Origin of the sequence: Lentzea sp., from assembly GCF_036380075.1 — a bacterium.
In the GTDB taxonomy this organism is placed as follows: Bacteria; Actinomycetota; Actinomycetes; order Mycobacteriales; family Pseudonocardiaceae; genus Lentzea.
On record NZ_DASVFL010000100.1, the window covers coordinates 1 to 22,712 of the forward strand.

The 22,712-nt window shown below is 70.2% G+C and carries 21 protein-coding genes and 1 pseudogene; 11 read left to right on the top strand and 11 right to left on the bottom strand.

Annotated features, from left to right (window positions below; all coding sequences use genetic code 11):
- A partial coding sequence (locus VF330_RS11775) for an ATP-binding cassette domain-containing protein (protein WP_330851583.1) occupies nucleotides 1-370 on the bottom strand: 370 nt, incomplete at its 3' end.
- Between the two features lie 198 nt (nucleotides 371-568).
- Here VF330_RS11775 and VF330_RS11780 point away from each other — a divergent pair.
- The 6 genes from VF330_RS11780 to pdxH all read left to right on the top strand — a co-directional run bounded on the left by VF330_RS11780 (nucleotide 569) and on the right by pdxH (nucleotide 5,535).
- Nucleotides 569-1,114, top strand: a complete 546-nt coding sequence (locus VF330_RS11780; protein WP_414675370.1) for an urease subunit beta — start codon at nucleotides 569-571, stop codon at nucleotides 1,112-1,114.
- The gene (locus tag VF330_RS11785; protein ID WP_330851585.1) at nucleotides 1,111-2,793 is read left to right on the top strand and encodes an urease subunit alpha; all 1,683 of its coding nucleotides are present in this window, start codon (nucleotides 1,111-1,113) and stop codon (nucleotides 2,791-2,793) included. Before VF330_RS11780 ends, VF330_RS11785 begins: the two co-directional genes overlap by 4 nt.
- Entirely contained in the window at nucleotides 2,793-3,401 is a 609-nt protein-coding gene (locus VF330_RS11790; RefSeq protein WP_414675368.1) for an urease accessory protein UreF, read from the top strand. The genes VF330_RS11785 and VF330_RS11790 overlap by 1 nt, the downstream gene beginning before the upstream one ends.
- Nucleotides 3,391-4,026 carry an urease accessory protein UreG gene (gene ureG / locus VF330_RS11795; RefSeq protein WP_330851586.1) on the top strand — a complete coding sequence of 212 codons (636 nt, stop codon included), beginning with the start codon at nucleotides 3,391-3,393 and terminating at the stop codon, nucleotides 4,024-4,026. Before VF330_RS11790 ends, ureG begins: the two co-directional genes overlap by 11 nt.
- Complete coding sequence (locus VF330_RS11800) at nucleotides 4,023-4,724, top strand: urease accessory protein UreD (protein ID WP_330851587.1); 702 nt, start codon at nucleotides 4,023-4,025, stop codon at nucleotides 4,722-4,724. Before ureG ends, VF330_RS11800 begins: the two co-directional genes overlap by 4 nt.
- Nucleotides 4,725-4,878: 154 nt before the next feature.
- Complete coding sequence (pdxH, locus tag VF330_RS11805; RefSeq protein WP_330851588.1) at nucleotides 4,879-5,535, top strand: pyridoxamine 5'-phosphate oxidase; 657 nt, start codon at nucleotides 4,879-4,881, stop codon at nucleotides 5,533-5,535.
- A 367-nt stretch (nucleotides 5,536-5,902) separates the two neighbouring features.
- Here pdxH and VF330_RS11810 read toward each other — a convergent pair whose 3' ends face one another.
- From VF330_RS11810 to VF330_RS11840, 7 genes are all read right to left on the bottom strand, one after another.
- Nucleotides 5,903-7,078, bottom strand: a complete 1,176-nt coding sequence (locus tag VF330_RS11810; RefSeq protein ID WP_330851589.1) for a sensor histidine kinase — start codon at nucleotides 7,076-7,078, stop codon at nucleotides 5,903-5,905.
- A 13-nt stretch (nucleotides 7,079-7,091) separates the two neighbouring features.
- Complete coding sequence (locus tag VF330_RS11815; RefSeq protein ID WP_330851590.1) at nucleotides 7,092-8,837, bottom strand: cation acetate symporter; 1,746 nt, start codon at nucleotides 8,835-8,837, stop codon at nucleotides 7,092-7,094.
- The gene (locus VF330_RS11820; protein ID WP_330851591.1) at nucleotides 8,834-9,238 is read right to left on the bottom strand and encodes a hypothetical protein; all 405 of its coding nucleotides are present in this window, start codon (nucleotides 9,236-9,238) and stop codon (nucleotides 8,834-8,836) included. The genes VF330_RS11815 and VF330_RS11820 overlap by 4 nt, the downstream gene beginning before the upstream one ends.
- Nucleotides 9,235-10,128 carry a LytTR family DNA-binding domain-containing protein gene (locus VF330_RS11825; RefSeq protein WP_330851592.1) on the bottom strand — a complete coding sequence of 298 codons (894 nt, stop codon included), beginning with the start codon at nucleotides 10,126-10,128 and terminating at the stop codon, nucleotides 9,235-9,237. Before VF330_RS11825 ends, VF330_RS11820 begins: the two co-directional genes overlap by 4 nt.
- Nucleotides 10,129-10,448: 320 nt before the next feature.
- Nucleotides 10,449-10,736: a hypothetical protein gene (locus tag VF330_RS11830; protein ID WP_330851593.1), complete on the bottom strand. Its 288-nt coding sequence runs from the start codon at nucleotides 10,734-10,736 to the stop codon at nucleotides 10,449-10,451.
- Nucleotides 10,737-11,211: 475 nt separating this feature from the next.
- Nucleotides 11,212-13,698, bottom strand: a complete 2,487-nt coding sequence (locus VF330_RS11835; protein WP_330851594.1) for a DEAD/DEAH box helicase — start codon at nucleotides 13,696-13,698, stop codon at nucleotides 11,212-11,214.
- 10 nt (nucleotides 13,699-13,708) lie between these two features.
- Nucleotides 13,709-15,043 carry a glutamine synthetase family protein gene (locus VF330_RS11840; protein ID WP_330851595.1) on the bottom strand — a complete coding sequence of 445 codons (1,335 nt, stop codon included), beginning with the start codon at nucleotides 15,041-15,043 and terminating at the stop codon, nucleotides 13,709-13,711.
- A gap of 316 nt (nucleotides 15,044-15,359) precedes the next feature.
- Here VF330_RS11840 and VF330_RS11845 point away from each other — a divergent pair, with 316 nt between their 5' ends.
- Nucleotides 15,360-15,935: a MarR family winged helix-turn-helix transcriptional regulator gene (locus VF330_RS11845; RefSeq protein WP_030481763.1), complete on the top strand. Its 576-nt coding sequence runs from the start codon at nucleotides 15,360-15,362 to the stop codon at nucleotides 15,933-15,935.
- 81 nt (nucleotides 15,936-16,016) lie between these two features.
- On the opposite strand, the gene VF330_RS11850 is transcribed toward VF330_RS11845, so the two are convergent.
- Nucleotides 16,017-17,366 (bottom strand): pyridoxal phosphate-dependent decarboxylase family protein, encoded by a 1,350-nt coding sequence (locus VF330_RS11850; RefSeq protein ID WP_330851596.1) that lies wholly within the window; start codon nucleotides 17,364-17,366, stop codon nucleotides 16,017-16,019.
- 47 nt (nucleotides 17,367-17,413) lie between these two features.
- Nucleotides 17,414-19,444 carry a glycosyl hydrolase family 95 catalytic domain-containing protein gene (locus tag VF330_RS11855; RefSeq protein WP_330851597.1) on the bottom strand — a complete coding sequence of 677 codons (2,031 nt, stop codon included), beginning with the start codon at nucleotides 19,442-19,444 and terminating at the stop codon, nucleotides 17,414-17,416.
- 363 nt (nucleotides 19,445-19,807) lie between these two features.
- Between VF330_RS11855 and VF330_RS11860 the strand changes: the two genes are divergently transcribed.
- From VF330_RS11860 to VF330_RS11875, 4 genes and pseudogenes are all read left to right on the top strand, one after another.
- The gene (locus tag VF330_RS11860) at nucleotides 19,808-20,494 is read left to right on the top strand and encodes an energy-coupling factor ABC transporter permease (RefSeq protein ID WP_330851599.1); all 687 of its coding nucleotides are present in this window, start codon (nucleotides 19,808-19,810) and stop codon (nucleotides 20,492-20,494) included.
- Nucleotides 20,491-20,772 carry a PDGLE domain-containing protein gene (locus tag VF330_RS11865; RefSeq protein WP_330851600.1) on the top strand — a complete coding sequence of 94 codons (282 nt, stop codon included), beginning with the start codon at nucleotides 20,491-20,493 and terminating at the stop codon, nucleotides 20,770-20,772. The genes VF330_RS11860 and VF330_RS11865 overlap by 4 nt, the downstream gene beginning before the upstream one ends.
- A pseudogene (cbiQ, locus tag VF330_RS11870) lies at nucleotides 20,772-21,410 on the top strand (cobalt ECF transporter T component CbiQ); the annotation flags it as partial. The gene VF330_RS11865 and the pseudogene cbiQ, both read left to right, overlap by 1 nt.
- Nucleotides 21,399-22,184, top strand: a complete 786-nt coding sequence (locus VF330_RS11875) for an energy-coupling factor ABC transporter ATP-binding protein (RefSeq protein WP_330851674.1) — start codon at nucleotides 21,399-21,401, stop codon at nucleotides 22,182-22,184. The pseudogene cbiQ and the gene VF330_RS11875, both read left to right, overlap by 12 nt.
- On the opposite strand, the gene VF330_RS11880 is transcribed toward VF330_RS11875, so the two are convergent.
- Nucleotides 22,166-22,678, bottom strand: a complete 513-nt coding sequence (locus VF330_RS11880) for a helix-turn-helix domain-containing protein (RefSeq protein WP_330851601.1) — start codon at nucleotides 22,676-22,678, stop codon at nucleotides 22,166-22,168. The two genes, VF330_RS11875 and VF330_RS11880, sit on opposite strands and share 19 nt — an antisense overlap.
- Nucleotides 22,679-22,712 lie beyond the last annotated feature (34 nt).

Here is a 22,712-nt window from a genome sequence, read left to right on the forward strand (position 1 = left end):
TGGCCTTCTCGGTGAGCCCGACGAGGTCGATGACCTCCTCCGGGTCACGCGGGTTCCCGTAGTACCTCGCGTAGTGCTGCACGGCTTCGCGGACCGTCAGCGTCGCGGCGTCCGTCGCGCTCTGCAGGACGATCCCGAGCTTCGAGCGCCACTCCCGGCCGCCCTTGGCCGGGTCGACCCCCAGCACGCTGACCTCACCGCCGTCGCGGCCGCGGTGCCCCTCGAGGATCTCGACGCTCGTCGTCTTGCCGGCCCCGTTCGGACCGAGCACGGCGAACACCTCGCCGCGAGCGACGTCGAGATCCACCCCCGCCACCGCCTGGTGGCCCTTGTAGGCCTTCGTCAGGCCCCTCACCCGGATCGCGTTCATGTCGTGAATCCTGCGGTTCCGGACCCCTTGCGCGGGACGACCGCACCGTTGACCCCGGCTGTCAACCGGTCGGTGGACACGCGTCCGTGTTTCGGCCGTGTTTCCACTCCGCGATATCGAGCTTTCACGTGTTAGAACGGCTCAGTGCATCTGACGCCGCATGAACGCGACAAGCTCCTCGTGCACGTCGCCGCCGACGTGGCCCGCCGCCGCCTCGAACGCGGGGTGCTCCTCAACTACCCCGAGGCCGTCGCGCTGATCACCGACCACGTCCTCGAAGGCGCGCGGGACGGCCGGACGGTCAGCGAGCTCATGGAGAGCGGCCGCACGGTGCTCGCGCCCGAGCAGGTCATGCGGGGCGTGCCGGAGATGATCGACTCGGTGCAGGCAGAGGCGACGTTCCCCGACGGCACCAAGCTCGTCACGGTGCACCACCCCATCGCGCCGTCCGCCGGTCCGGCGCCGGGGGAGGTGGTCGTCGGGTCCGAGCCCGTCGAGCTGAATCCCGGACGGCCGCGCGTCACGATGACCGTCGTCAACGCCGCCGACCGGCCCGTCCAGGTCGGGTCGCACTTCCACTTCGCGTCGGTCAACACCGGGCTGGAGTTCGACCGGGAGGCCGCGTTCGGCTACCGGCTCGACATCCCGGCGGGCACGGCCGTGCGGTTCGAGCCCGGCGTCGAGCGCGAGGTCACGCTGGTTCCGTTGGCAGGCTTGAGGATCGTCCGGGGGTTGCAGCGATGATCGACCGCGAGCGTTACGCCGAGCTGCTCGGGCCGACGGTCGGCGACCGGGTCCGGCTCGCCGACACCGACCTGTTCATCGAGGTCACCGAGGACCTCAGCCGCGGCACCGGGTCCGGCGACGAGGTGATCTTCGGCGGCGGCAAGGTCGTCCGCGAGTCGATGGGGCAGGGGGTCGCGACCCGTGCCGAGGGCGCTCCCGACCTGGTCATCACGGGAGCGGTGATCCTCGACCACTGGGGTGTCGTCAAGGCCGACGTCGGCGTGCGGGGCGGGCGGATCGTCGCGATCGGCAAGGCCGGCAACCCCGACACGATGGACGGCGTCCACCCCGACCTGGTCATCGGCCCGTCCACGGAGATCCTGTCCGGCAACGGGAAGATCCTCACCGCGGGCGGCATCGACTGCCACGTGCACTTCAACTGCCCGCAGATCGTCGACGAGGCGCTGGCGTCCGGGCTGACGACACTGGTCGGCGGCGGCACCGGTCCCGCGGAGGGCACGAAGGCCACCACGGTCACGCCCGGCGCCTGGTACCTCGACCGGATGCTCACGTCGATGGACCACATGCCGGTCAACGTCCTGTTGCTGGGCAAGGGGAACACGGTCTCGACGGAGGCTTTGGAGGAACAGCTCGTCGGCGGCGCGGGCGGGTTCAAGCTGCACGAGGACTGGGGCACGACGCCGGCCGCGATCGACGCCTGCCTGCGGGTGGCGGACGCCTCGGGCGTGCAGGTCGCGATCCACACGGACACGTTGAACGAGGCCGGGTTCCTGGAGTCCACTGTGGACGCCATCGGCGGCCGGTCGATCAACGCCTACCACTCCGAGGGCGCCGGCGGCGGGCACGCGCCGGACATCATCCGGGTCGTCTCGCTGCCGAACGTGCTGCCGTCGTCGACGAACCCGACCCGCCCGCACACCGTCAACACGCTCGAGGAGCACCTCGACATGCTGATGGTCTGCCACCACCTCAACCCGTCGGTGCCGGAGGACCTGGCGTTCGCCGAGTCGCGCATCCGGCCGACCACGATCGCCGCCGAGGACCTGCTGCACGACCTCGGCGCGATCTCGATGATCTCGTCGGACTCGCAGGCGATGGGCCGCGTCGGCGAGGTGATCATCCGGACCTGGCAGACCGCGCACGTCATGTCGTCGCGGCGCACGCTCGACGACAACCTGCGGGCGCGCCGGTACGTCGCCAAGTACACGATCAACCCGGCCATCGCGCACGGCATCGCCGACGAGGTCGGGTCGGTCGAGCCCGGCAAGCTCGCGGACCTGGTGCTGTGGGAGCCGAAGTTCTTCGGCGTGCGGCCGTCGGTCGTGCTGAAGGGCGGATTCATCGCGTGGGGTCAGATGGGCGACGCCAACGCCTCGATCCCGACGCCACAACCGGTGTGGGCGCGGCCGATGTTCGGTGCGACGGCCGGGGCGGCTTCCTCGGTGTTCTTCGTGGCGCCGCAGGCGATCGACGCCGGCATCGCCGACCGGTACGCGCGGCGGGTGCTGCCGGTGACCAACACCCGTTCGGTCACCAAGGCGGACATGGTCCTCAACGACGCGATGCCCGACGTGCGGGTCGATCCGGACAGCTTCGCCGTGCACGTCGACGGCGACCTGGTCGAGCCGTCGCCGGTCGCCGAGCTGCCGATGGCCCAGCGGTACTTCCTGTTCTGATGCTGACCGCGCTGATCCTCGCCGACTCCCGGTTCCCCGGCGGCGGCCACGTGCACTCCGGCGGCCTGGAGGAGGCCGCCGCGCGCGGTCTGGTGCGCGACGAGCCGACGCTGGAGTCGTTCCTGCGCGGCCGGCTGCTCGGTGCCGGGCTGCTGGCGGCGGGCTTCGCGGCCGCGGCGGCGCGGGGCGGGGACCTGGCGGTGCTGGACGCGGAGCTCGACGCCCGCACGCCGTCGCCCGCCCAGCGCGAGGCCTCGCGGGCGCAGGGACGCGGCATGCTGCGAGCGGCCCGGCGCGCCTGGCCGTCGCCTCGGCTGGACTCGCTGCCGCGCGACCCGCACCAGCCGCTGGTCATCGGCGTGCTGGTCGGCGAGCCCTTCGAAGCTGCGCTGACCTGCGCTTATCTCGCCGTGAGCGGCCCGGCGTCGGCGGCGGTGCGGCTGCTCGGGCTGGACCCGTTCGGGGTCAACGCAATCGTGGCTTCGCTCGACGTCGAGGAAGTCGCCGCGCGGGCGTGCAAGGAGCTGCCCGCGCTCGGTTCACCTGCCTTGGACCTCTTGGCAGAGGCACATGTTCGTCGCGAAGGGGTGCGTCTCTTTGGGAGCTAACCACGGTCCGGATCCGCACGACCACCACCACGGCAAGGCCACGCGCATCGGCATCGGCGGCCCCGTCGGCAGCGGCAAGACCGCGCTGACGGCGGCGTTGTGCCGTGCCCTGGGCGGCCAGCTGGACCTGGCGGTCGTCACCAACGACATCTACACGACCGAGGACGCCGACTTCCTGCGCCGGGCGGGCGTGCTCGACCCGTCGCGCATCGAGGCCGTGCAGACGGGCTGCTGCCCGCACACCGCGATCCGCGACGACATCACCGCGAACCTCGACGCCGTCGAGCGCCTGGAGGACCGGTACCCGTCGCTGGACCTGGTGATCATCGAGAGCGGCGGCGACAACCTCACGGCGGTGTTCTCGCGCGGCCTCGTCGACCGGCAGATCTTCGTCGTCGACGTCGCCGGCGGCGACAAGGTGCCGCGCAAGGGCGGCCCCGGCGTCACGACCGCCGACCTGCTGGTGATCAACAAGGTCGACCTGGCGCCGTTCGTCGGCGCGGACATGGACGTGATGACCTCCGACGCCCACCGCATGCGCGGCGAGCTGCCGGTGATCGCGCAGTCGCTCGTCGAGACCCCGGAGGCGCCCGAGGTCGCGAAGTGGGTGCTGGCGCAGCTGTGAAGGCGTCAGCCAGGTTGGTCGTCACGGTGGACCCGCACGGCAACAGCGTCGTGCGGGTCCTCCGCTCGCAGTCGCCACTGACGCTGGTGCCGCACCGCCGCGTGGGACCTGTTGCGCTGGTGCACCTCGTTTCGTCGGTGACGGCACCGCTGGGCGGCGATTCGTTGTCGCTGACCGTCGAAGTAGGACCGGGGGCCTCGCTGGAGCTCCGCGGCGTGGCGGCGACCCTGCTGCTGCCCGGTTCGTCCGGCGAGGCGTCGTCGTCCGAAGTCCGGTTCCTGGTCGAGGGATCGCTCCGCTACCTGCCGGAGCCGACCGTCGTGACGAGCCGCGCCCGCCACACCGCCGTGGTCGAGGCCGAATTGGACGGTCACGCGGAGTTGCGAACCCGCGAGGTCCTCGTGCTGGGCAGAACGGGCGAGACGCCCGGCGCGCTGACGACGTCGGTGCGCGCAACCCGTTGCGGCAAGCCGTTGTTGCACCAGCAACTGGTGGTGGGCGACCTCGCGTTCGGCGCGTCCGCCGCGGGCCTGGCCGGCAAGCGCGTGATCGGCACCGACCTGCTCCTCGACGCGGTGGAACGGCCGTCGGACGGCGGCGAGTGGTGGAGTGCCGTTCCGTTGGCAGCGGGCGGAACCCTTGCCACCGCACTGGGTGACGACGTGGTGACTGTCACACGAGCGCTCGACGCCATCTGACTCGATCACGGACTCGATACAGAACGTTCAAACCACGGAAAGTCACCGTTCGGGTGGGCGTCATCACCACGCAGGCGGTTTCGGGATCGGTTCGCCGTGCGTATGGTCGCGGGTCCAGGGACCACGAGTTCTGCCGCTGCTTGGAGGTTCGCCGATGACGGAGACCACGAACATCGCACTACCGGCGATGCGCGTGTCCTACGAGCAGGGCTCGCTGAGCGAGTCGGAGCTTGCCGCCACCTGGCACGAACAGCTCCAGCTGTGGCTGGACCAGGCCTCCGGTGCCGGCCTCCCCGAGCCCAACGCGATGGTCCTCGCGACCACCGACGTGAAGGGCCGTCCGTCGTCGCGCACCGTGCTGGCCAAGGGCCTCGACGAGCGCGGGCTGGTGTTCTTCACCAACTACACGTCCAACAAGTCGCACGACCTGATGGCCACCCGCTTCGCGTCCGCCACGTTCCCGTGGTTCGCGATGCAGCGGCAGGCCCACGTACGTGGCGTGGTGGAGAAGGTCGGGCCGGTGGAGACCGCCGAGTACTGGAACTCCCGGCCCCGCGGGTCGCAGATCGGGGCCTGGGCTTCGCCTCAGTCCCGGGTCGTCTCCGGGCGGTCCACTTTGGAATCCGCCCTGCACAAGATCGAGCGGCAGTTCGCCGACACCGAGCGGATTCCCGTGCCGCCGCACTGGGGTGGGTGGCGGATTCGGCCTGAGGAGGTCGAGTTCTGGCAGGGGCGGCGGGATCGGATGCACGACCGGCTGCGGTTCCGGCTCGGGCGGGACGGGTGGCAGATGGAGCGGGTTGCTCCGTAGGGCTTGGCTTTGGGGTGGGGCGCTTCCTGTGGGCGGGAGGCGCCCCTTTTTTGGTTCCAGCGTGGGTGCGTTGGCCGTGCGGGTGCCTGTTCCAGCGTGGGCGTGCACCTCGGACGAAAGACTGGAGTGGCATCGCCGCTGCGCGACGATCCGCGATTGGGGCTTGACTTCGGGGCCCTTGCGAGGCGCTGTGGTCGGCCGGAAAAGGCCGGACGCTTCGCGACCGGCCGAGCCCGATGTGGGTAGCACCTCGCACCCAAAGTCAAGCCCCAATCGCAAACCACGGGTGGGTTCACCGGCTCTAATCGGCGTAAGGGGTGACTGCTCGCCTTCGGCATCGCTTGATCGGTGATCTTGTCTTGTCTTGCTACATGCCGTTGATGCCTGCCTGGTACTTCGGCACTCGCACGGTGATCTTCGTGCCCAGGCCGGTTGCCGTTTCGACCACCAGGCCGTACTCGTCGCCGTAGACGCGGCGCAGGCGTTCGTCGATGTTGCCCAGGCCGATGCCCGCTGACTCGTCCACCTGGCCCGCCAGGGTGCGGCGGAGCTTGTCGGGGTCCATGCCTATGCCGTCGTCCTCGATGGTGATGTGGGCTTCGGCGCCGCCGTCGTTGGCGTAGATCTGGATGTGGCCCGGTTCCACCTTGCCCTCCATGCCGTGACGGACTGCGTTTTCCACCAAGGGTTGGAGGCAGAGGAAGGGGACGGTCACCGGGAGCACCTCGGGGGCCACCTGGAGGGTGACCTTCAGGCGTTCGCCGAACCTCGCTCGTTCCAGGGCCAGGTACTGGTCGATGGAGCGCAGTTCCTCGGCCAGGGTGGTGAAGTCGCCGTGGCGGCGGAAGGAGTAGCGGGTGAAGTCCGCGAAGTCGAGCAGCAGGGTGCGGGCTCGTTCCGGGTTCGTGCGGACGTAGGAGGCGATGGCGGACAGCGAGTTGTAGATGAAGTGCGGGGAGATCTGGGCGCGCAGCGCGCGGACCTCCGCCTCCACCAGGCGGGTGCGGGAGCGGTCCAGTTCGGCCAGCTCCAGCTGGCCTGCTGCCCAGCGGGCCACCTGGTTCGTGGCGCGGACGAGGCCTGCTGACGCTTCGCGGGAGTAGGCGGCCAGGGTGCCCACCACTCGGCCTTCCACGGTGAGAGGGGCTACCACGGCGCAGTTGATGGGGCAGTTCGGTTCGCTGCAGCCGATGTCGAAGGCCTGGGTGCGGCCGGTCAGGAAGACGTCTTCCGCCTGCTTCATGGCTTCTGCGGCGTGGTGGTCGGAGACGCCTTCCCACGCCACCACTTCGGTCTCGTCGGTCAGGGCGAGGGCCGGGGTGTCGAGCAGTGTGCGGAGGTGGCGGGCCGACTTCTTCGCCGCGTCGGGGACCAGGCCCGCGCGCAGGGGTGGGGCCGCGGACCAGGCCGTGTGCAGCGTCTCGTAGGTGACGCGCTGGGCTTCTGTCGAGAGCGAGTGCTTGGTGCGCGTGCCCCGCCACAGGACGAGCACGGCGGCTCCGCCCACGACCAGGATCGCCGCGGCGGTGAGGAAGTGCTGCATGTCACGCCACCTTCTAGCTTCGCTCTTGGCCCGAGTTGGACGAGCCGGAGCCGTCCAGCCCGAGGTTCTCGGGCGCGTGGAGCTTGACCATCGTGCGTTGCACGCCCGGTGGCACGTGTCGTTGGGTCAGCAGCGAGACGACGTACATCACCGCGAAGCCGAGCGGTGCCGTCCACGCGGCGGGGCGTGAGAGCAGCACCTGGTACCAGGAGTCGCCCGTGTCGGCGAACATCGTGACCAGACCGGCGGTCAGAGCGGGGACGCCGCCCGCGAGCATGCCCGCCACCGCGCCCACCGTCGTGATCCGCGACGACCAGATCCCCAGCAGCAGCAACGGGCACAGCGACGACGCCGCCACCGCGAACGCCAGGCCGACCATGTCCGCCACCGGCATGCCCGTCGACACGAACGTCATCGCCAGCGGCACGATCCCGGCCAGCACCGCCGAGATCCGGAAACCGCGCACTCCGCCCAGCCGCAGCACGTCCTGCGACAGCACCCCGGCCAGCGACACGACGAGCCCCGAGGACGTCGAGAGGAACGCCGCGAACGCGCCGCCCGCCACCAGGGCGCCGAGGAGCTGCCCGCCGACGCCGTCGATCACGCGGGTCGGCAGCACCAGCACCACGGCGTCCGTCTGGCCTGTCATGAGAAGTTCCGGCGTGTAGATGCGGCCGAGAGCGCCGTAGATCGGCGGCATCAGGTAGAAGACCGACAGCAGGCCGAGCACGATCAACGTCGTGCGGCGCGCCGCCGTGCCGTTCGGGTTGGTGTAGAAGCGCACGATCACGTGCGGCAGGCCCATGGTGCCCAGGAACGTCGCGATGATCAGCGAGTACGCCGCGTACAGCGGGAAGTCCGCGCCGCTCGACATCGGCAGCGACCACATCTGGTTCGTGTTGTGGGCCATCGTGGACAGGTGCGGGACGGGCGCGTCCTTCGGGAACGTGAACTCCGAGCCCTGGCCGATGCGGTGGTAGCCGCCGGACAGCGTGAGGCTCCGGTTCTCGACGCGTTCGCCGTCGACCTCGCCGGTACCCCTGATGACGAGCGGCTGCTCGGCGTGGATCGTGGTCTGGCGCTGGAAGGTGACCTCGGTGTCCTGACGGAACGAGGGGAACTCCGGCGCGGTCAGCGAGCTCGCGCCGTGCAGCTGCCACACGATGATCAGGAACACGATCGGCACGGTGATCGCCGTGAGCTTGAGCCAGTACTGGAACGCCTGCACGAACGTGATCGACCGCATCCCGCCGGACATCACGTTCGCCGTCACGACCACCGTGACGATCAGCGCGCCCACCCAGTCCGGCGCTCCCGTGACGGTGTTCAGCGTCAGGCCCGCGCCCTGCAGCTGCGGCAGCAGGTACAGCCAGCCGATCGCCAGCGCCAGGATCGACGCGACCGCGCGCACCGCCCGTGAGCGGAAGCGCGCCTCGGCGAAGTCCGGCAGCGTGTACGCGCCCGAGCGCCGCAGCGGCGCCGCGACCATCGTCAGCAGCACCAGGTACCCGGCCGTGTAGCCGACGGGGAACCACAGCATGTCCGGCCCGTAGGCGAAGATCAGGCCCGCGATGCCGACGAACGACGCCGCCGACAGGTACTCGCCGCCGATCGCCGAGGCGTTCCACCACGGCGACACCGTGCGGGAGGCGACGTAGAAGTCGGACGTCGTGCGGGAGACGCGCAGGCCGTAGGTGCCGACCAGGATCGTGCCCAGGACGACGACCACCACCGCCACGACGGCGTACCCGCTCGTCATGGGCGTTCGACCAGCTCCGCGAACTCGCGCTCACTGCGCTCGGCCTGCCGCACGTAGAACCAGCCCGCCAGCAGCAGCATCGGGCACGTCGCCACGCACAGCAGGAACCACGGCAGCCCGAGGCCGAGCACCCGGAACCGGCCGAGCTCCGGCTCGATCGCGAACAGCAGCGGCAGCAGCCCGAGCGCACCGCACGCCACCAGGCACACGGACAGGCCGAGCCGCCGCTGCGCCTTGATGAGCGACCGCATGTAGACGGCGCCGAGCTCGCTCTGTTCGTTGATCTCCCGCGTGCCCGAGTAGGGACGACGCGCGCGGGGCGCCCTCGTCCGCGGGCTCGTCACCACCACGCGCTGGGTCGGTTTGGGAACCGGCCGGTGGGGTGGTGGTGGCGTGGTCACGACCCGAGCCCGTTCCTCGGTGGCGCGGCGTTCGGCACCGACGCGGGCTTGGTGCGGCGCACGAGCAGCTGCCGCAGGTGCCGCGCGTGCCGGCGGCTGACCGGCAGCACGGCGCCGCCGATCGTGACGCTGAGGTGGCCGTCCTCCAGGCGCATCTCGTCGATGTGCCCGAGCGACACCAGGTGGCTGCGGTGGATGCGGACGAACCCGGCGCTGCGCCAGCGTTCCTCCAGGCCGTTCAACGCCGCCCTGACCAGACCGCTGCCGGTCGCGGTGTGCAGGCGGGCGTAATCGCCGTGCGCCTCCACGTACCGGATGTCGGCGAGGCGGATGAAGCGCGTGACGCCACCGAGCTCGACGGGGATGACCTCGTCACCGACCTCGGGCGGCGTGCCGCCGGCGGGCTGAGGGGCCGGGGGAGCGGCCTGGTCGGCGGCGGACTTGGAGTCCCACACCTCGTGGACGATGCGGTGCACGGACTCGGCGAGCCGCTCCTGCCGCACCGGCTTGAGCAGGTAGTCGAGCGCCTTGAGCTCGAACGCCTCCACGGCGGGCTGCTGGTGCGCCGTCACGAACACGATGGGCGGCGGCTGCGCGAACCGCGAGAGCACGCGGGCGAGGTCGAGACCGTCGAGCCCTGGCATGCGGATGTCGAGGAACACGGCGTCCAGCGGCTGACCGGCGTCCATCGCCCGGTGCAGCACCCGCAGCGCCTTCGTGGCGTCGGTGACGGCCTCCACGTGGGCGATGCGCGGGTCGGACCGCAGCAGGTAGACGAGATCTTCCAGCGCGGGCGCCTCGTCGTCGACGGCGAGCACCCTCAGGGAGCGCTCGAGACTGCCACGTCGATCCGGCCCCTCGCAGACGGGGCAGGGCAGACCAGAGGTCATTCGAGATCGAGTCCAAACTGTGTACGGCCGATCCTCACGTGGCGGCGATCAGACCACGTCCGGTCCTCACGCGCCCGGTGAGCCGAGGGCGTCGGATACGCGATCATGCCCCCTCACGGAGGGTGACCCGCCGCGGGGGTCCGTGTGCCGGACACACGCACAGCCGAGCACCCCCTCCCGTCCACGCAGGCCGGACGGCCGAATCATCCGCCAGGGTGCGGACGTGCGGAAACCCTCCGATCGGGTGTGTCTCGCATGCCAGACGCAAAGCACGTGACGTGGCCACACCCAGCGGGTTCGCGGTGGGAGGAGAGCGGAGGTCAGGGCTGCCGGACGGCCCTGGGTGCGGCCGCCAGGGCGTCACCGAGCGTGATCTCCAGCTCGATGAACGACTCCTCGGCGCGCCGGGCGGCGACGCTCACGGACGCGGCGGCGGCGGGCCCGACGAGTCTGCGGGTGGGCGCGCGCAACGCCTGGATGGCCTCGGACCACTGGTTCGAGAGCTTCGCGAGACCGCTCAGCGTGTCGACGAGGTCGTCGGTGTTGTCCGGTGGCGACGCGACGATCTCCGCCAGCCGGTCGCGCAGCGCGTCCAGTGCCGGGTCCACTTCACTCCTCCCGTCGTGCCGCGACAGCGGGTGAGGACGAGTGCGAACATTTCCCCCACTGGGCGACACCATATCTCGGCAACGGTGCTCCAGCGCAATGATGTTGCCCGACCGCGACGGAGAAGGTCAATCGGACGCCATTGCGTCTCAACAGGCGCTGTTTAGCCGTTCTCGAGCCTGTCCGGCCGGTTCCGCCGGTCTGATGGGCCAGGTGGTGCCGGTGTGCTGGGCCGAACCGGTGTGCCGCGGGTGGCGGGAATCACCGCATTGCGTTAGCCGGTTGCGCGTTCTCGGTGGACCGATTAACTCTTTTGCGCGAGGTCGCCAGGAATTGGTGGACAGTTCTACGATCCCGTGCCGGACGGCCGTGCAACCGTTGATCCAGTTGCGCGCGACACCGCGGTGAACCCGGCGCCGGGACGAAAAAGCGCGAGACCGGAAACCGGTCCCGCGCTGTCGAACCCCGTCCGGACGGTCAGAGCCTGCCGACGTCCGTGATCACCACGACCGCCTCGCCCAGCTCGTCCGACGCCGCCAGGTCCACCTCGGCGTTGAAGCCCCAGTCCTTGTCGCCCGCCGGGTCCTCGAAGATCTGCCGGCACACCCAGCGCTCCGGCTCGACGTTGATGATGAGGAACGCCGGGCCGCGCGCGTTCGGGCCCGCGCCGATGTCCGAGTGCTCCTCGAAGTACGGCTCCAGGGCGTCCATCCACTCCTTGGCCGTCCAGCCCGACTCGTGGTCGAGCTCGCCCAGGGAGTACCAGTCGCGCTTGGCGGCCAGCTCGACGCGGCGGAACAGGGCGTTGCGGACGAGCACGCGGAACGCGCGGACGTTGCGGGTGACGGCGGGCGGCAGGTCGACGCGGACCTCCTCGACGACGCCGTCCGGGTTGGTGAGCTTCTCCCACTCGTCGATCAGCGACGAGTCGACCTGGCGGACCAGCTCGCCCAGCCACGAGATCAGGTCCTGCAGCTCCTCGGTCTTGGCCTCCTCCGGCACCGTCTGCGACAGCGCCTTGTAGGCGTCGGCCAGGTAGCGCAGGACCAGGCCCTCGGAGCGGGCGAGGCCGTAGAAGGAGACGTACTCCGTGAACGTCATCGCGCGCTCGTACATGTCGCGCACGACGGCCTTGGGGGACAGCGCGTAGTCGCCGACCCACGGGTGGCCGCGGCGGTAGGTCAGGAACGCGGCGTCGAGCAGCTCCGCGAGCGGCTTCGGGTAGGTGACCTCGTCCAGCAGCTCCATGCGCTGGTCGTACTCGATGCCGTCGGCCTTCATCGCGCCGATCGCCTCGCCGCGCGCCTTGTGCTCCTGCGCGCCGAGGATCTGCCGCGGGTCGTCCAGGGTGGACTCGATCACCGACAGCACGTCGAGCGCGTAGCCCGGCGCCTCGCGGTCGAGCAGCTCGATGGCGGCCAGCGCGAACGGCGACAGCGGCTGGTTGAGCGCGAAGTTGAACTGGAGGTCGACGGTCAGGCGGAAGTCGTCGCCGTCCCGCTCGACCACGCCCGCCGCGACCAGCGCCCGGTACATCGCCAGCGCGCGCTTGATGTGCTTGAGCTGCTTCGGGCGGTCCTCGTGGTTGTCCTCCAGCAGGTGCCGCATGGCCGCGAACGCGCCACCGCCGGGGCGGCCGATCACGTTCAGCAGCATCGCGTGCGAGACCTGGAACGACGACGTCAGCGGCTCCGGTTCGGCACCCACCAGCCGGTCGAACGTGGACTCGCTCCACGACACGAACCCGTCCGGCGCCTTCTTGCGCACGACCTTGCGGCGCTTCTTCGGGTCGTCACCGGCCTTCGCCAGCGCCTTGATGTTCTCGACCTCGTGCTCGGGCGCCTGCACGACGACCGTGCCCACGGTGTCGAAGCCCGCCCGGCCCGCGCGGCCGGCGATCTGGTGGAACTCGCGGGCCTTGAGGATCCGGGTCCGCGTGCCGTCGTACTTCGACAACGCCGTGAACACGACCGTGCGGATCGGCACGTTGATGCCGACGCCGAGGGTGTCCGTGCCGCAGATGACCTTCATCAGGCCCGCCTGCGCGAGTTGCTCGACGAGGCGGCGGTACTTGGGCAGCATGCCCGCGTGGTGCACGCCGATGCCGTGCCGCACCAGCCGCGAGAGCGTCTTGCCGAAGCCCGAGGAGAACCGGAAGTTGCCGATCGCCTCCGCGATCGCCTCCTTCTCCGGCTTCGAGGCGACGTTGACGCTCATCAGCGACTGCGCGCGCTCCAGCGCGGCGGCCTGGGTGAAGTGCACGACGTAGATCGGCGCCTCGCGGCCGTGCAGCAGGTCCTCGATCGTCTCGTGCAACGGCGTGGAGACGTACTGGAAGTTCAGCGGCACCGGGCGCTGCGCCGAGCGGACCACCGCGGTCGGGCGGCCGGTGCGCCGGGTCAGGTCCTGCTCGAAGAACGCGACGTCGCCCAGCGTGGCCGACATCAGCAGGAACTGCGCCTGCGGCAGCTCGACCAGCGGCACCTGCCAGGCCCAGCCGCGGTCGGGCTCGCTGTAGAAGTGGAACTCGTCCATCACGACCTGGCCGACGTCGGCGGTCGCCCCGTCGCGCAGCGCGATGTTCGCGAGGATCTCGGCCGTGCAGCAGATGATGGGCGCCTGGTCGTTGACCGAGGCGTCGCCGGTCATCATGCCGACGTTCTCCGGGCCGAACACCTCGCACAGCGCGAAGAACTTCTCCGAGACCAGCGCCTTGATCGGCGCCGTGTAGAAGCTGCGCTGGTTGCCGGCCATGGCGACGAGGTGGGCTCCGATGGCCACCAGGCTCTTGCCGGACCCGGTCGGCGTGCTGAGGATGACGTTGGCCCCGGAGACGAGTTCGATGACCGCCTCCTCCTGCGCCGGGTACAGCGCGAGGCCGCGTTCGGCGGCCCAGTGGGAGAAGGTGTCGAACAGTTCGTCTTCGTCGGCGATCGAGGTGAGCCGGTCCGTGAGTGCAGTCATCGCGGGTGAACTATAGGTGGTAGGCGTACTCGGTGAACTCCCAGTCGGTCACGAACCGCTGGAAACGGGCCACCTCCTCCCACTTGAAGTCCACATAGGACCGCACGAAGTCCTTGCCCAGCACCTCGACCATCGCCGTGTCCTCCTCCAGGTGGGCCAGCGCGTCCGGGAGGGTGGCGGGCAGCGTCGGGGCCTTCGACGGGTCGTAGCCGTAGCCCGCGGACGGCCGCGGCGGCTCGATCCGGTCGCGGATGCCCAGGTAGGTGGCCGCGACCATGCCGGCGATGCCGAGGTAGGGGTTCGCGCTCGCGTCGCCGAGCCGCAGCTCCAGCCGCGTGGTCTCGCCGCGCTCGGCCGGCACCCGCAGCATCGCGCTGCGGTTGTCGAGGCCCCAGTCGATCAGCCACGGCGCGAGCGAGTCCGGACCGAACCTCTTGTACGAGTTGACCGTCGGGTTGAGCAGCGCGGCCAGCGCCGGCGCGTGCTGGAGGATGCCGCCGATCGCCCAGCGCGCCTCCTCGGACAGCCCGTGCGAGGTGCCCGCGGCCTGGAACGCGTTGCGGCCGTCCTTCTCGTGGCACGACAGGTGCAGGTGGAAGCCGGACCCGCCGCCGTCGTTGAACGGCTTGGCCATGAACGTGGCCAGCCGGCCCTCCCGCCTGGCCAGCTCCTTCACGCTCGTCTTGAAGCGGAACGCGCGGTCGGCGGCGTCCATCGCGGGGGAGTGGACGAGGTTGATCTCGAACTGCCCGCCCGCGTACTCGTGGTTGCCGCCGGTCGTCTGCAGACCCGCCGAGCTGAGCGTGCGAAGAGTTCTCAGCAGATGACCGTCGGAATCGCCGCGGCGGCCGGTCGCGTACACGTTGCCCGGCTCGTCGCAGTAAGGCCGCCACCCGTTCGGGCGATCTTCGTCCGGTTCGCAGAGGAAATATTCCAGCTCCGGACCCACGACCGGCGACAGCCCGGTGGTCTCGAACATCTCCAGCGTCCTGCGCAGGACCTGCCGGGGCGACTCGTCCACGGGTCTTTCGTCGGACGGGCTGACGGCGTCGCCGATGCACCACGCGACGCCCGGCTCCCACGGGATCGGCAGCAGCGTGTCGAGGTCGGGGACCACGATCACGTCGGGCAGCCCGGCGTCGAGCACACCCCCGTTCTCGGTGGTCTTGCCGCCGGGCGTGGTGCTGTAGACGGCGCGGCAGAACGACAGCCCGCGCTGTATAACGGCTGGTAGATGCTCCACGAGGACGTCACGGCCGCGGTCGGTGCCGAGCAGGTCGGGGAAGACGACGCGCACCACGTCGATCCCACCCTCGCCCAGTCTCGTCGCGAGTTCCCGTGTCACCTGTTCACCGACCACGTCGGACTACCTTTCCGGCACAGTGTGTCGCTGGCACGGAGGGGATAACGTCGAGGGGCAAAACGCTATCGACCCGTCCGTGGAGTAAAGACCACGTTCGGTCTCAGTGGGGCTCCGCACTCATGGTCCACCACGGGGCAACAGTCCGTAACTGGACGGGTGACGACCGTCACGGGATCTTGCGCGATGTGGGATCGTGATCAAAGTGGTGGCGGACGGACGCGCACCACATCACAGACATAGTTCGGAACCGCAAGTATTGTGCCGGGAACACCTGAGCTCGAGCACGGGAGACTTTGAGTTGTCTGGTCACCACACGATTGCCGAGACCGAGAAAGCCGTTCAGGCGAAGCTCGGTGCGGTGCCGCTGCGCCGCGAGCAGATGGCGGCGGTGTCGAACATCCACCGCGCCGCGACCGCCATCCGCCAGCACCTCGAGAACTCCGTGCTGCGCACCAGCGATCTGACCTGGACCGGCTTCGTCGTGCTCTGGGTCGTGTGGATCTGGGGCGAGATGGAGACGCGCTACGTCGCCGAGGAGGCCGGCATCTCCAAGGGCACCCTGACCGGCGTCGCCAAGACGCTGCAGTCCAGGGGCCTGCTGGAGCGCATGGGCCACCCCACGGACGGGCGCCTCGCGGTCCTGCGCCTCACCCCCGAGGGTGAGGAGCTGATGGCCGACCTCTTCCCGAAGTTCAACGAGGAGGAGGTCTTCGTCTCCGACCCGCTGGAGTCGTCGGAGGCCCAGTCGCTGGCCGAGATGCTGCGCCGGATGGTCACGCACCTCGAGGCCAACGGCGAGCAGCGCCGCCTCGACCTGCGCGGCGACACCCCGCTGCCGCCGCGGCGGTCCGGGCGCCGCGCCAAGCACGGCTGACCGCACGCCCGCCGGGCGACTCACCGCCGTGAGTCGCCCATTTCGGCGTTGCCGGGAGTCCCGCCCGCCGGAGCGCGGCTCTCAGAGCAGGCTCGACACCCGCGCGTGCAGCGTGTCGAGGTACTCCTCGGACTCCGGCTTCATCAGCACGCTGCGCAGCACCCTCGCGGAGTCCGCGTCGGCCGCCACCCCGGGGTGCCGCGCCGCGAACGCCGCCTTCGACGCCCGTGCCACGCTCAGGAACACCGGGTCGACGGCGGCGTTCATGCCGGTCTCCATCACGCGGTGCGAGGCCGCGTCCACGGCCGACAGGGTCAGCGGGCTGGTGCGGGGGAAGTACGTGACGATGTCCAGCTCGGGCTCCTGGTAGAGCTCCAGGCCGTCGGACTCGCGGATCATCGACGCCCACCGCACCGCCGCGCGCCGTCCGGCCGCCAGCACCTCGCCCAGTCCGTCCCTGGTCAGCGGCAGCAGGCGCAGCGTGAGCCACAGGCCCGCGGCGGCCGCCCCGGCCCGCGAGCACTCCAGGCTGATCTCACCCAGGTGCATCTCGTCGGACGTGAAGTACGTGTAGGGCGAGTCGTGCAGGTAGAAGCGGCCCACGGACGCGTCACGGAACAGGACCGCGCCACAGCCGTAGGGCTGTAGACCGTGCTTGTGCGGGTCCACCACCACGGAGTCGCACGAGCCGATGGCCTCCCACGGCTCGGGGTCGAGGTCCGTGCCCGCGAGCAGGGCGAAGAAGCCGCCGTACGCCCCGTCGACGTGCACCCGCGCGTCGTAACGGCGTGCGACGTCCAGCACGAGATGCACCGGTTCGATGGCACCCAAAGCGGTAGTTCCCGGCGTGACCACGACCGTTCCGACCTCGCCGGTCTTCAGCAGCTCTTCCAGGGCGTCCAGGTCCATGCGCCCGCGGCCGTCCACGGCCACCGGGAACCCCTCGATCCCGAGCACTCCGCACATGCGCGAATGCGTGTAGTGCGCCTCGGAGGAGTACGCGATGCCACGGCCCGGATGCAGGGAACGGGCGACGAAGAGCGCCTCCAGGTTCGCGATCGTGCCGCTGGAGGTCAGGTGCCCGAGGTGGCCTTCGCCGTAGCCGAACATCGACGCGAGCTCCGCGACCACCTCGCGTTCCATCGCGGCGGTCGCGGGGCCGCCGTCGAGCGCGTGGTTGTTCGGGTTGATCAGCATCGCGGACAGGTAGCCCACGACCGCCGCCGGGTGCGGGGGCTTGAGCATCTGGCCGGCGTAGCGCGGGTGGAAGAACGGGTAGTTGTCGCGCAGCCGGTCCTGCAGCTCGGCCAGCGCCGAGCCGAAGACCGCCGGGTCGACCTGGAGCGACGAGTGGGGCGTGAAGGCGCCGTACTCCGCGGTCCACTTCTCGTGGTTGGCCAGCGCCTCGTTGAGCCAGTGCTGAAGGTCCACCGCACACCCCACTCGTCCACACACATCCGGATGTTCGAATTTGGACGTTACGGCAGTCCCCAGCGCGGTGACGAGCCGTTCGGCGCCACATCACGCGGCGTGAGGTCCGGACGCGTGCCGCGCCGCGCGACGACAGCCGTCTGACCTCGTCGAAGGGGGATTTCGACGGTGGCGCCTCGAATTCGATGCGCGAGCCGGCGGCCGTGCGCGTCGCGGACGTCGACCTCGCCCGTGATTCCGTGCTCCAGCACCAAAGGTGAGCCGGCCTCGGAGTGCACCCGCACCCAGTCGGTGCGCCCGCCCGAGCGCGAAGCGTCCACAAGGAACGCTCCCTGCGCGCGCAGGGACGAGATCGACGCATCGGCCCAAGTGGACGAGACGGACGGGAAGACGCGCACGACACCGTTGTGCGACTGGACCATCATCTCCAGCACGGCCTGGCCGGACATGAGCGGCGACTCGATCGCGAGGTTGCCGCCCTCGCGGTAGAAGGAGTTCTCGGTCAGCACGGCGTTCGCGCCGACCGGCCGGCGCTCCAGGAAGTGCCGCAGGAACGACAACGCGTCCTCCGGCCGTCCCATCGCCGAGCACATCGCGGAGGCGGCGCCGTAGCTGTACCCGGCCCACGCCTCGCGCCGCGAGGTCCAGAGGTCGACGGTCCGCGTGATGAGCGCGCGGTGTTCGGGCATGTCCCACGTGAGTTCGCGCAGCGGGTAGAACCACAGCAGGTGCGAGAAGTGGCGGTGCGAGTCCTCCAGCGCCTTGTCGCGGCCGATCCGCACGCCGCTCGCGTCCTGCGCGTAGGGCGCCAGGCGGGTGTGGACGTCCCGCCAGCGCGGGTTCTCCTCGATCGACAGCAACGTGCGCACGCCCCAGCGGAGCAACGACAGGTCGTACGTCGCGTCCGCGGTGTTCGCGTACTCCGGCGACCGCGTCTCGGGCAGGTGCAGCCTGCCGTCGGCGCCTTCGACGAGGAACCGCGCGTAGTAGTGGACCGCCTTGGTCAGGATGGGGAAGAGGACGTCGCCGAGAATCCTGCGGTCCATCGTGTGCCGGTAGCCCAGCCAGACGTTGTGGCAGGCCCACAGAAGATTGCCCGTGTGGTCGTTCGGCGCGACACCGGGGACGCCGCAGTAGCGCGGCCCGGAGCGCAACGTCCGGTCGCCGGGGTGGCAGATCGCGTACGACTCGCCGTCGCGGTAGGCGGGGTGCACGTTCAGCTCGAGGTTGTGCTCGAACCGCTTCAACGTCGTGGTCACCGCGTCGAGCTCGTGGTGGTTCGAGCCGTTGACCAGCGGGTACGAGATCTGGACGTTGAGGTTCCACCACACCGCCGTCCAGCTGCCGCCCTGTTCGGGGAACCACGGCCCCCACTCCGAGACGACCGGCGCGTCGGCTCTCGTCGCGGCCGCCATCTTGTAGAGCTGCACCCAGTAGAAGCGCTGCACGAGCTTGTCCGGCACCGAGACCAGCGACTTCGCGTAGTAGGCGTTCCACCAGCGGCGGTGCTGGAGCGTCAGCACCTCGAACGGGATCGCCAGCGCCGTGCGCACCTCGCGGATCGCGTCGGACGTGTGCGTGTCCGCAGGGTGTGTGTACGCGACGTGGGCCGCGAACCGGCCGTCGCGGCTCTGCCAGGCCGTCGTGTAGCCACCGCCCGCGTGCAGCGGCTGGGCCGCGTAGGAGACGCCACCGGCCGTGCCGAGCGCCGGGTCTGGGTTCGCCGTGTAGTCCGCGGGCCTGCGGACCTGGCGGGTGGTCGACGACTCCAGCGGCTGGAAACCCCAGGTCACGTCGCCGCGGACGGAGGCGAGGAACGTGCTGCGGGAGTTGTGCACGAGCATCGTGAAGGTGGCGCCGCCCTGCGTGGTCGTGACCGAGCCGGTGAGCTCGGCGTTCCACAGGTCGAGAGTCCAGTCGACGGCGGTGACGGCGCCGGCGAACTTCAGCGTCAGGTACCCGATCGGCAGCCGGGACAGGCCGATCGCGGCCTCCCACCGGTCGCGCTGGTCCTGCACCTCGGAGTGGCTGACCATGAGCTTCAGCTCGTCGGGTGTGCGGCCGGCGTAGACCTGCACGCCCAGCAGGCCGTTCGCGAGAAAGGGACTATCGCCCCAATTCGCCGGAATTCGCCGCCATTCCATCCGAGCATCCCGGACGATGTCCCGGTGCACGCTTCGACCCGATGTCTCCAGGGTTGCGCCTGCGGTGCCCACGCCGAGCGCGGAAGCCCCCACGGCCGCACTTGTTCCCTGTAGAAACGTTCTACGCGACAGCTCTGCCACTGTTCGTCCCTCCGTGCCGCGGCGGCGGCGAACGGATCCAACCGCAGAAGTCATCGGATGACCAGTGGCGGTGTGACGACCACCGCCTTCCTGCACCCGGATTGTTGTTGCACAGTTCTAGCCATAGCCGAGGTCCGGCAATTAGCGTGATGCCACATGTCACCTGTTGCCATGCACATGAGCGACGGTCTGCTGAACGCGCCGGTCTCGGTCGTGTTCCTCGTCATCGCGGCCGTGGGGGTCGGGTACGCGTTGGTCAGGGCTCGCGCTGACCTCGACGACCGCACGGCGCCGATGGCGGGTCTGGTGGCCACGTTCATCTTCGCCGTCCAGATGATCAACTTTCCGATCCTGCCCGGCGCCTCCGGCCACCTGCTCGGCGGCGCGCTCGCGGCGATCCTCGTCGGCCCGTACGTCGGCGCGCTGTGCGTGACGATCGTGCTCGTCGTGCAGGCGCTGCTGTTCGCGGACGGCGGCCTCACCGCGCTGGGCGCGAACGTCACCAACATGGCGCTGATCGGCACCGCGACCGGGTTCCTCGTCGCCGTCGCCCTGCGCAAGCTCGCCGAACGGGGCAAGGGCGGCCTGGCGGCCGTCGCGTTCGTCTCGGCGTTCGTCAACACCCTGCTCGCCTCGACCGGCTTCATCGTCGAGTACGCGGTCGGCGGCGTCGGCGGTGTCGAGATCGGCAAGGTCGCGCTGCTGATGTGGGGCCTGCACGCGTTGATCGGCATCGGTGAGGGCCTGATCACCGCCGTGACCGTCACGTCGGTCGCGGCGATCCGGCCGGACCTCGTCTACCTGCTCAAGGGCAGCCGCAAGCCGCTGGAGGTGCGGTCGTGAAGAAGTTCTTCCTCGGGTTCGCGGTGGTGTCCCTGCTGATCGCGGGCGTGCTGTCGTACTTCGCGTCGGGCGACCCGGACGGTCTCGACAAGACGGTCGAGGAGACCGGCATCGCCGAGCACGCCCAGGACCACCCGTTCTCGGGCAGCACGTTCGCCGACTACGCGTTCGGCGGTGACGACCGGTTCACCGGCCTCGCCGGCGTCCTCGGCGTGGTGGTCGTGCTGGCGCTGTCGTTCGGCCTGTTCTGGTTCCTGCGCAAGAAGTCCGACGCCTGATGGCCGGCAGCCACGACGTCCTGCACCACGCCGGCGACTCGCCGGTGCACCGCCTCGCGCCCCACGTGAAGATCCTGGTGGCGTTCGGGGCGGTGCTGGGCGTCGTGGCCACGCCGCGCGCGTTGTTCCCGCTGTTCGGCCTGTACCTGCTGCTGGTCGTCGCGGTGTGGTCGGTCGCGCGGGTGCCCGTGCTGTGGTTCCTCAAGCGCGCGGTGATCGAGGTGCCGTTCGTGGTGCTCGCGTTCCTGCTGCCGATCTTCGGCACGGACCCGCGCACCGACTTCCTGGGCTTCTCCGTCTCCGTCGAGGGAACGCTCGCCGGGTGGAACATCCTGGTCAAGGGCACGCTCGGCGTGCTGGTCAGTCTGACGCTGGCCGCGACGACGGCGCCGGGGGAGCTGCTCAAGGGCCTGCAGACGCTGCGGGTGCCCGCGCCGTTGATCATGATCGCCACGCTGATGCTCCGCTACGGCGAAGTCGTGGTGGGCGAGGCGAAGCGGATGCGCGTCGCCCGCATCTCCCGCGGCGACGACCCGCGGTTCCTCTGGCAGGCGGGTGCCACGGCGCGCTCGGTCGGCACGTTGTTCATCCGGTCCTACGAACGCGGAGAGAGGGTGCACCTCGCGATGGTGTCGCGCGGCTGGACGGGAAGTCCTGGAGGCTCCGTGTCGTTCGTCCCGGAGACCCCGGCGGCACCCGCGCTGGAGGTCTCGAAGCTCGCCTTCGCCTACCCCGACGGGCACCAGGCGCTGTTCGGCGTCGACCTGCGCGTGGAACGCGGCGAACGGGTCGCGGTCCTCGGTCCGAACGGCGCCGGCAAGACCACGTTCGCGTTGCACCTCAACGGAGTGCACTCCGGCGGCTCCGGCACGGTGTCGGTGGCCGGGCTGGAGGTCACCAAGAAGAACCTGCGCGAGATCCGCCGCCGCGTCGGGCTCGTCTTCCAGGACCCGGACGACCAGCTGTTCAGCCCGACGGTCGCCGAGGACGTGGGGTTCGGGCCGCGCAACTTCGGCATGTCCGATGTGGACGAACGGGTGCTGCGGGCGTTGCGCGCCGTCGGCATGGAGTCCGTCGCCGACCGCTCGCCGTTGCACCTGTCCGGCGGTCAGCGGCGGCGCGTCGCGCTGGCGTCGGTGCTCGCCTGCGACCCCGAGGTCCTGGTGCTCGACGAACCGTCCGCGAACCTCGAACCCGTGGCGCGGCGCGAGCTCGCCGAGCTCCTGCTGTCGTTGGACCGCACGATGCTGATGGTCACGCACGACCTCCCGTTCGCGTTGCAGATCTGCCCCCGCAGCGTGCTGATCGACGACGGCGTGGTCGTCGCGGACGGCCCCACCCGCGAGATCCTCGCCGACACCGAGCTGCTCGCGCGCCACCGCCTGGAGCTGCCCTACGGCTTCCGGCTCTGAAGGCCGCTCAGCACGATCTCCAGCAGCACGGCGGGGTTCGCGCCCTCGTTCATGTTCTGCAGCAACCCCTTCATCAGCACCACGAGGTCGGTGGCCGTCACGTCGGCCCGCACCTCGCCGGCCTCCTGCGCCCTGTGCAGCAGGCCGCCCAGGGCCGCGTGCAGGTCCTTGCGCAGGTCGGCTGACAGCGTGAACGCGTCCGTCAGGTCCCGCTTCGCCGCAGCCTCGTCCGCCATCCGCCCGAGGAACGCGAACAGCGCCTGCCGCGGGCTCTCCGCGGGCTCGGCGGCCGACGCGATCATGGCCGACACCCGCGTCTCCGTGACGGCCTGGAACAGCGCCTGCTTCGTCGGGAAGTGGCGGTAGACGGTGCCGGGCCCGACGCCGGCCTTCGTCGCGATCTCGTCCAACGGCACGTCGTAGCCCTGTTCGGCGAACAGCGCCCGTGCCGCGTCCAGCACCTTCTCGCGGTTCCGCGCCGCGTCGGCCCTCATCGTTGCCAACCGGGGCGTGCGTTCCGTATCGTGC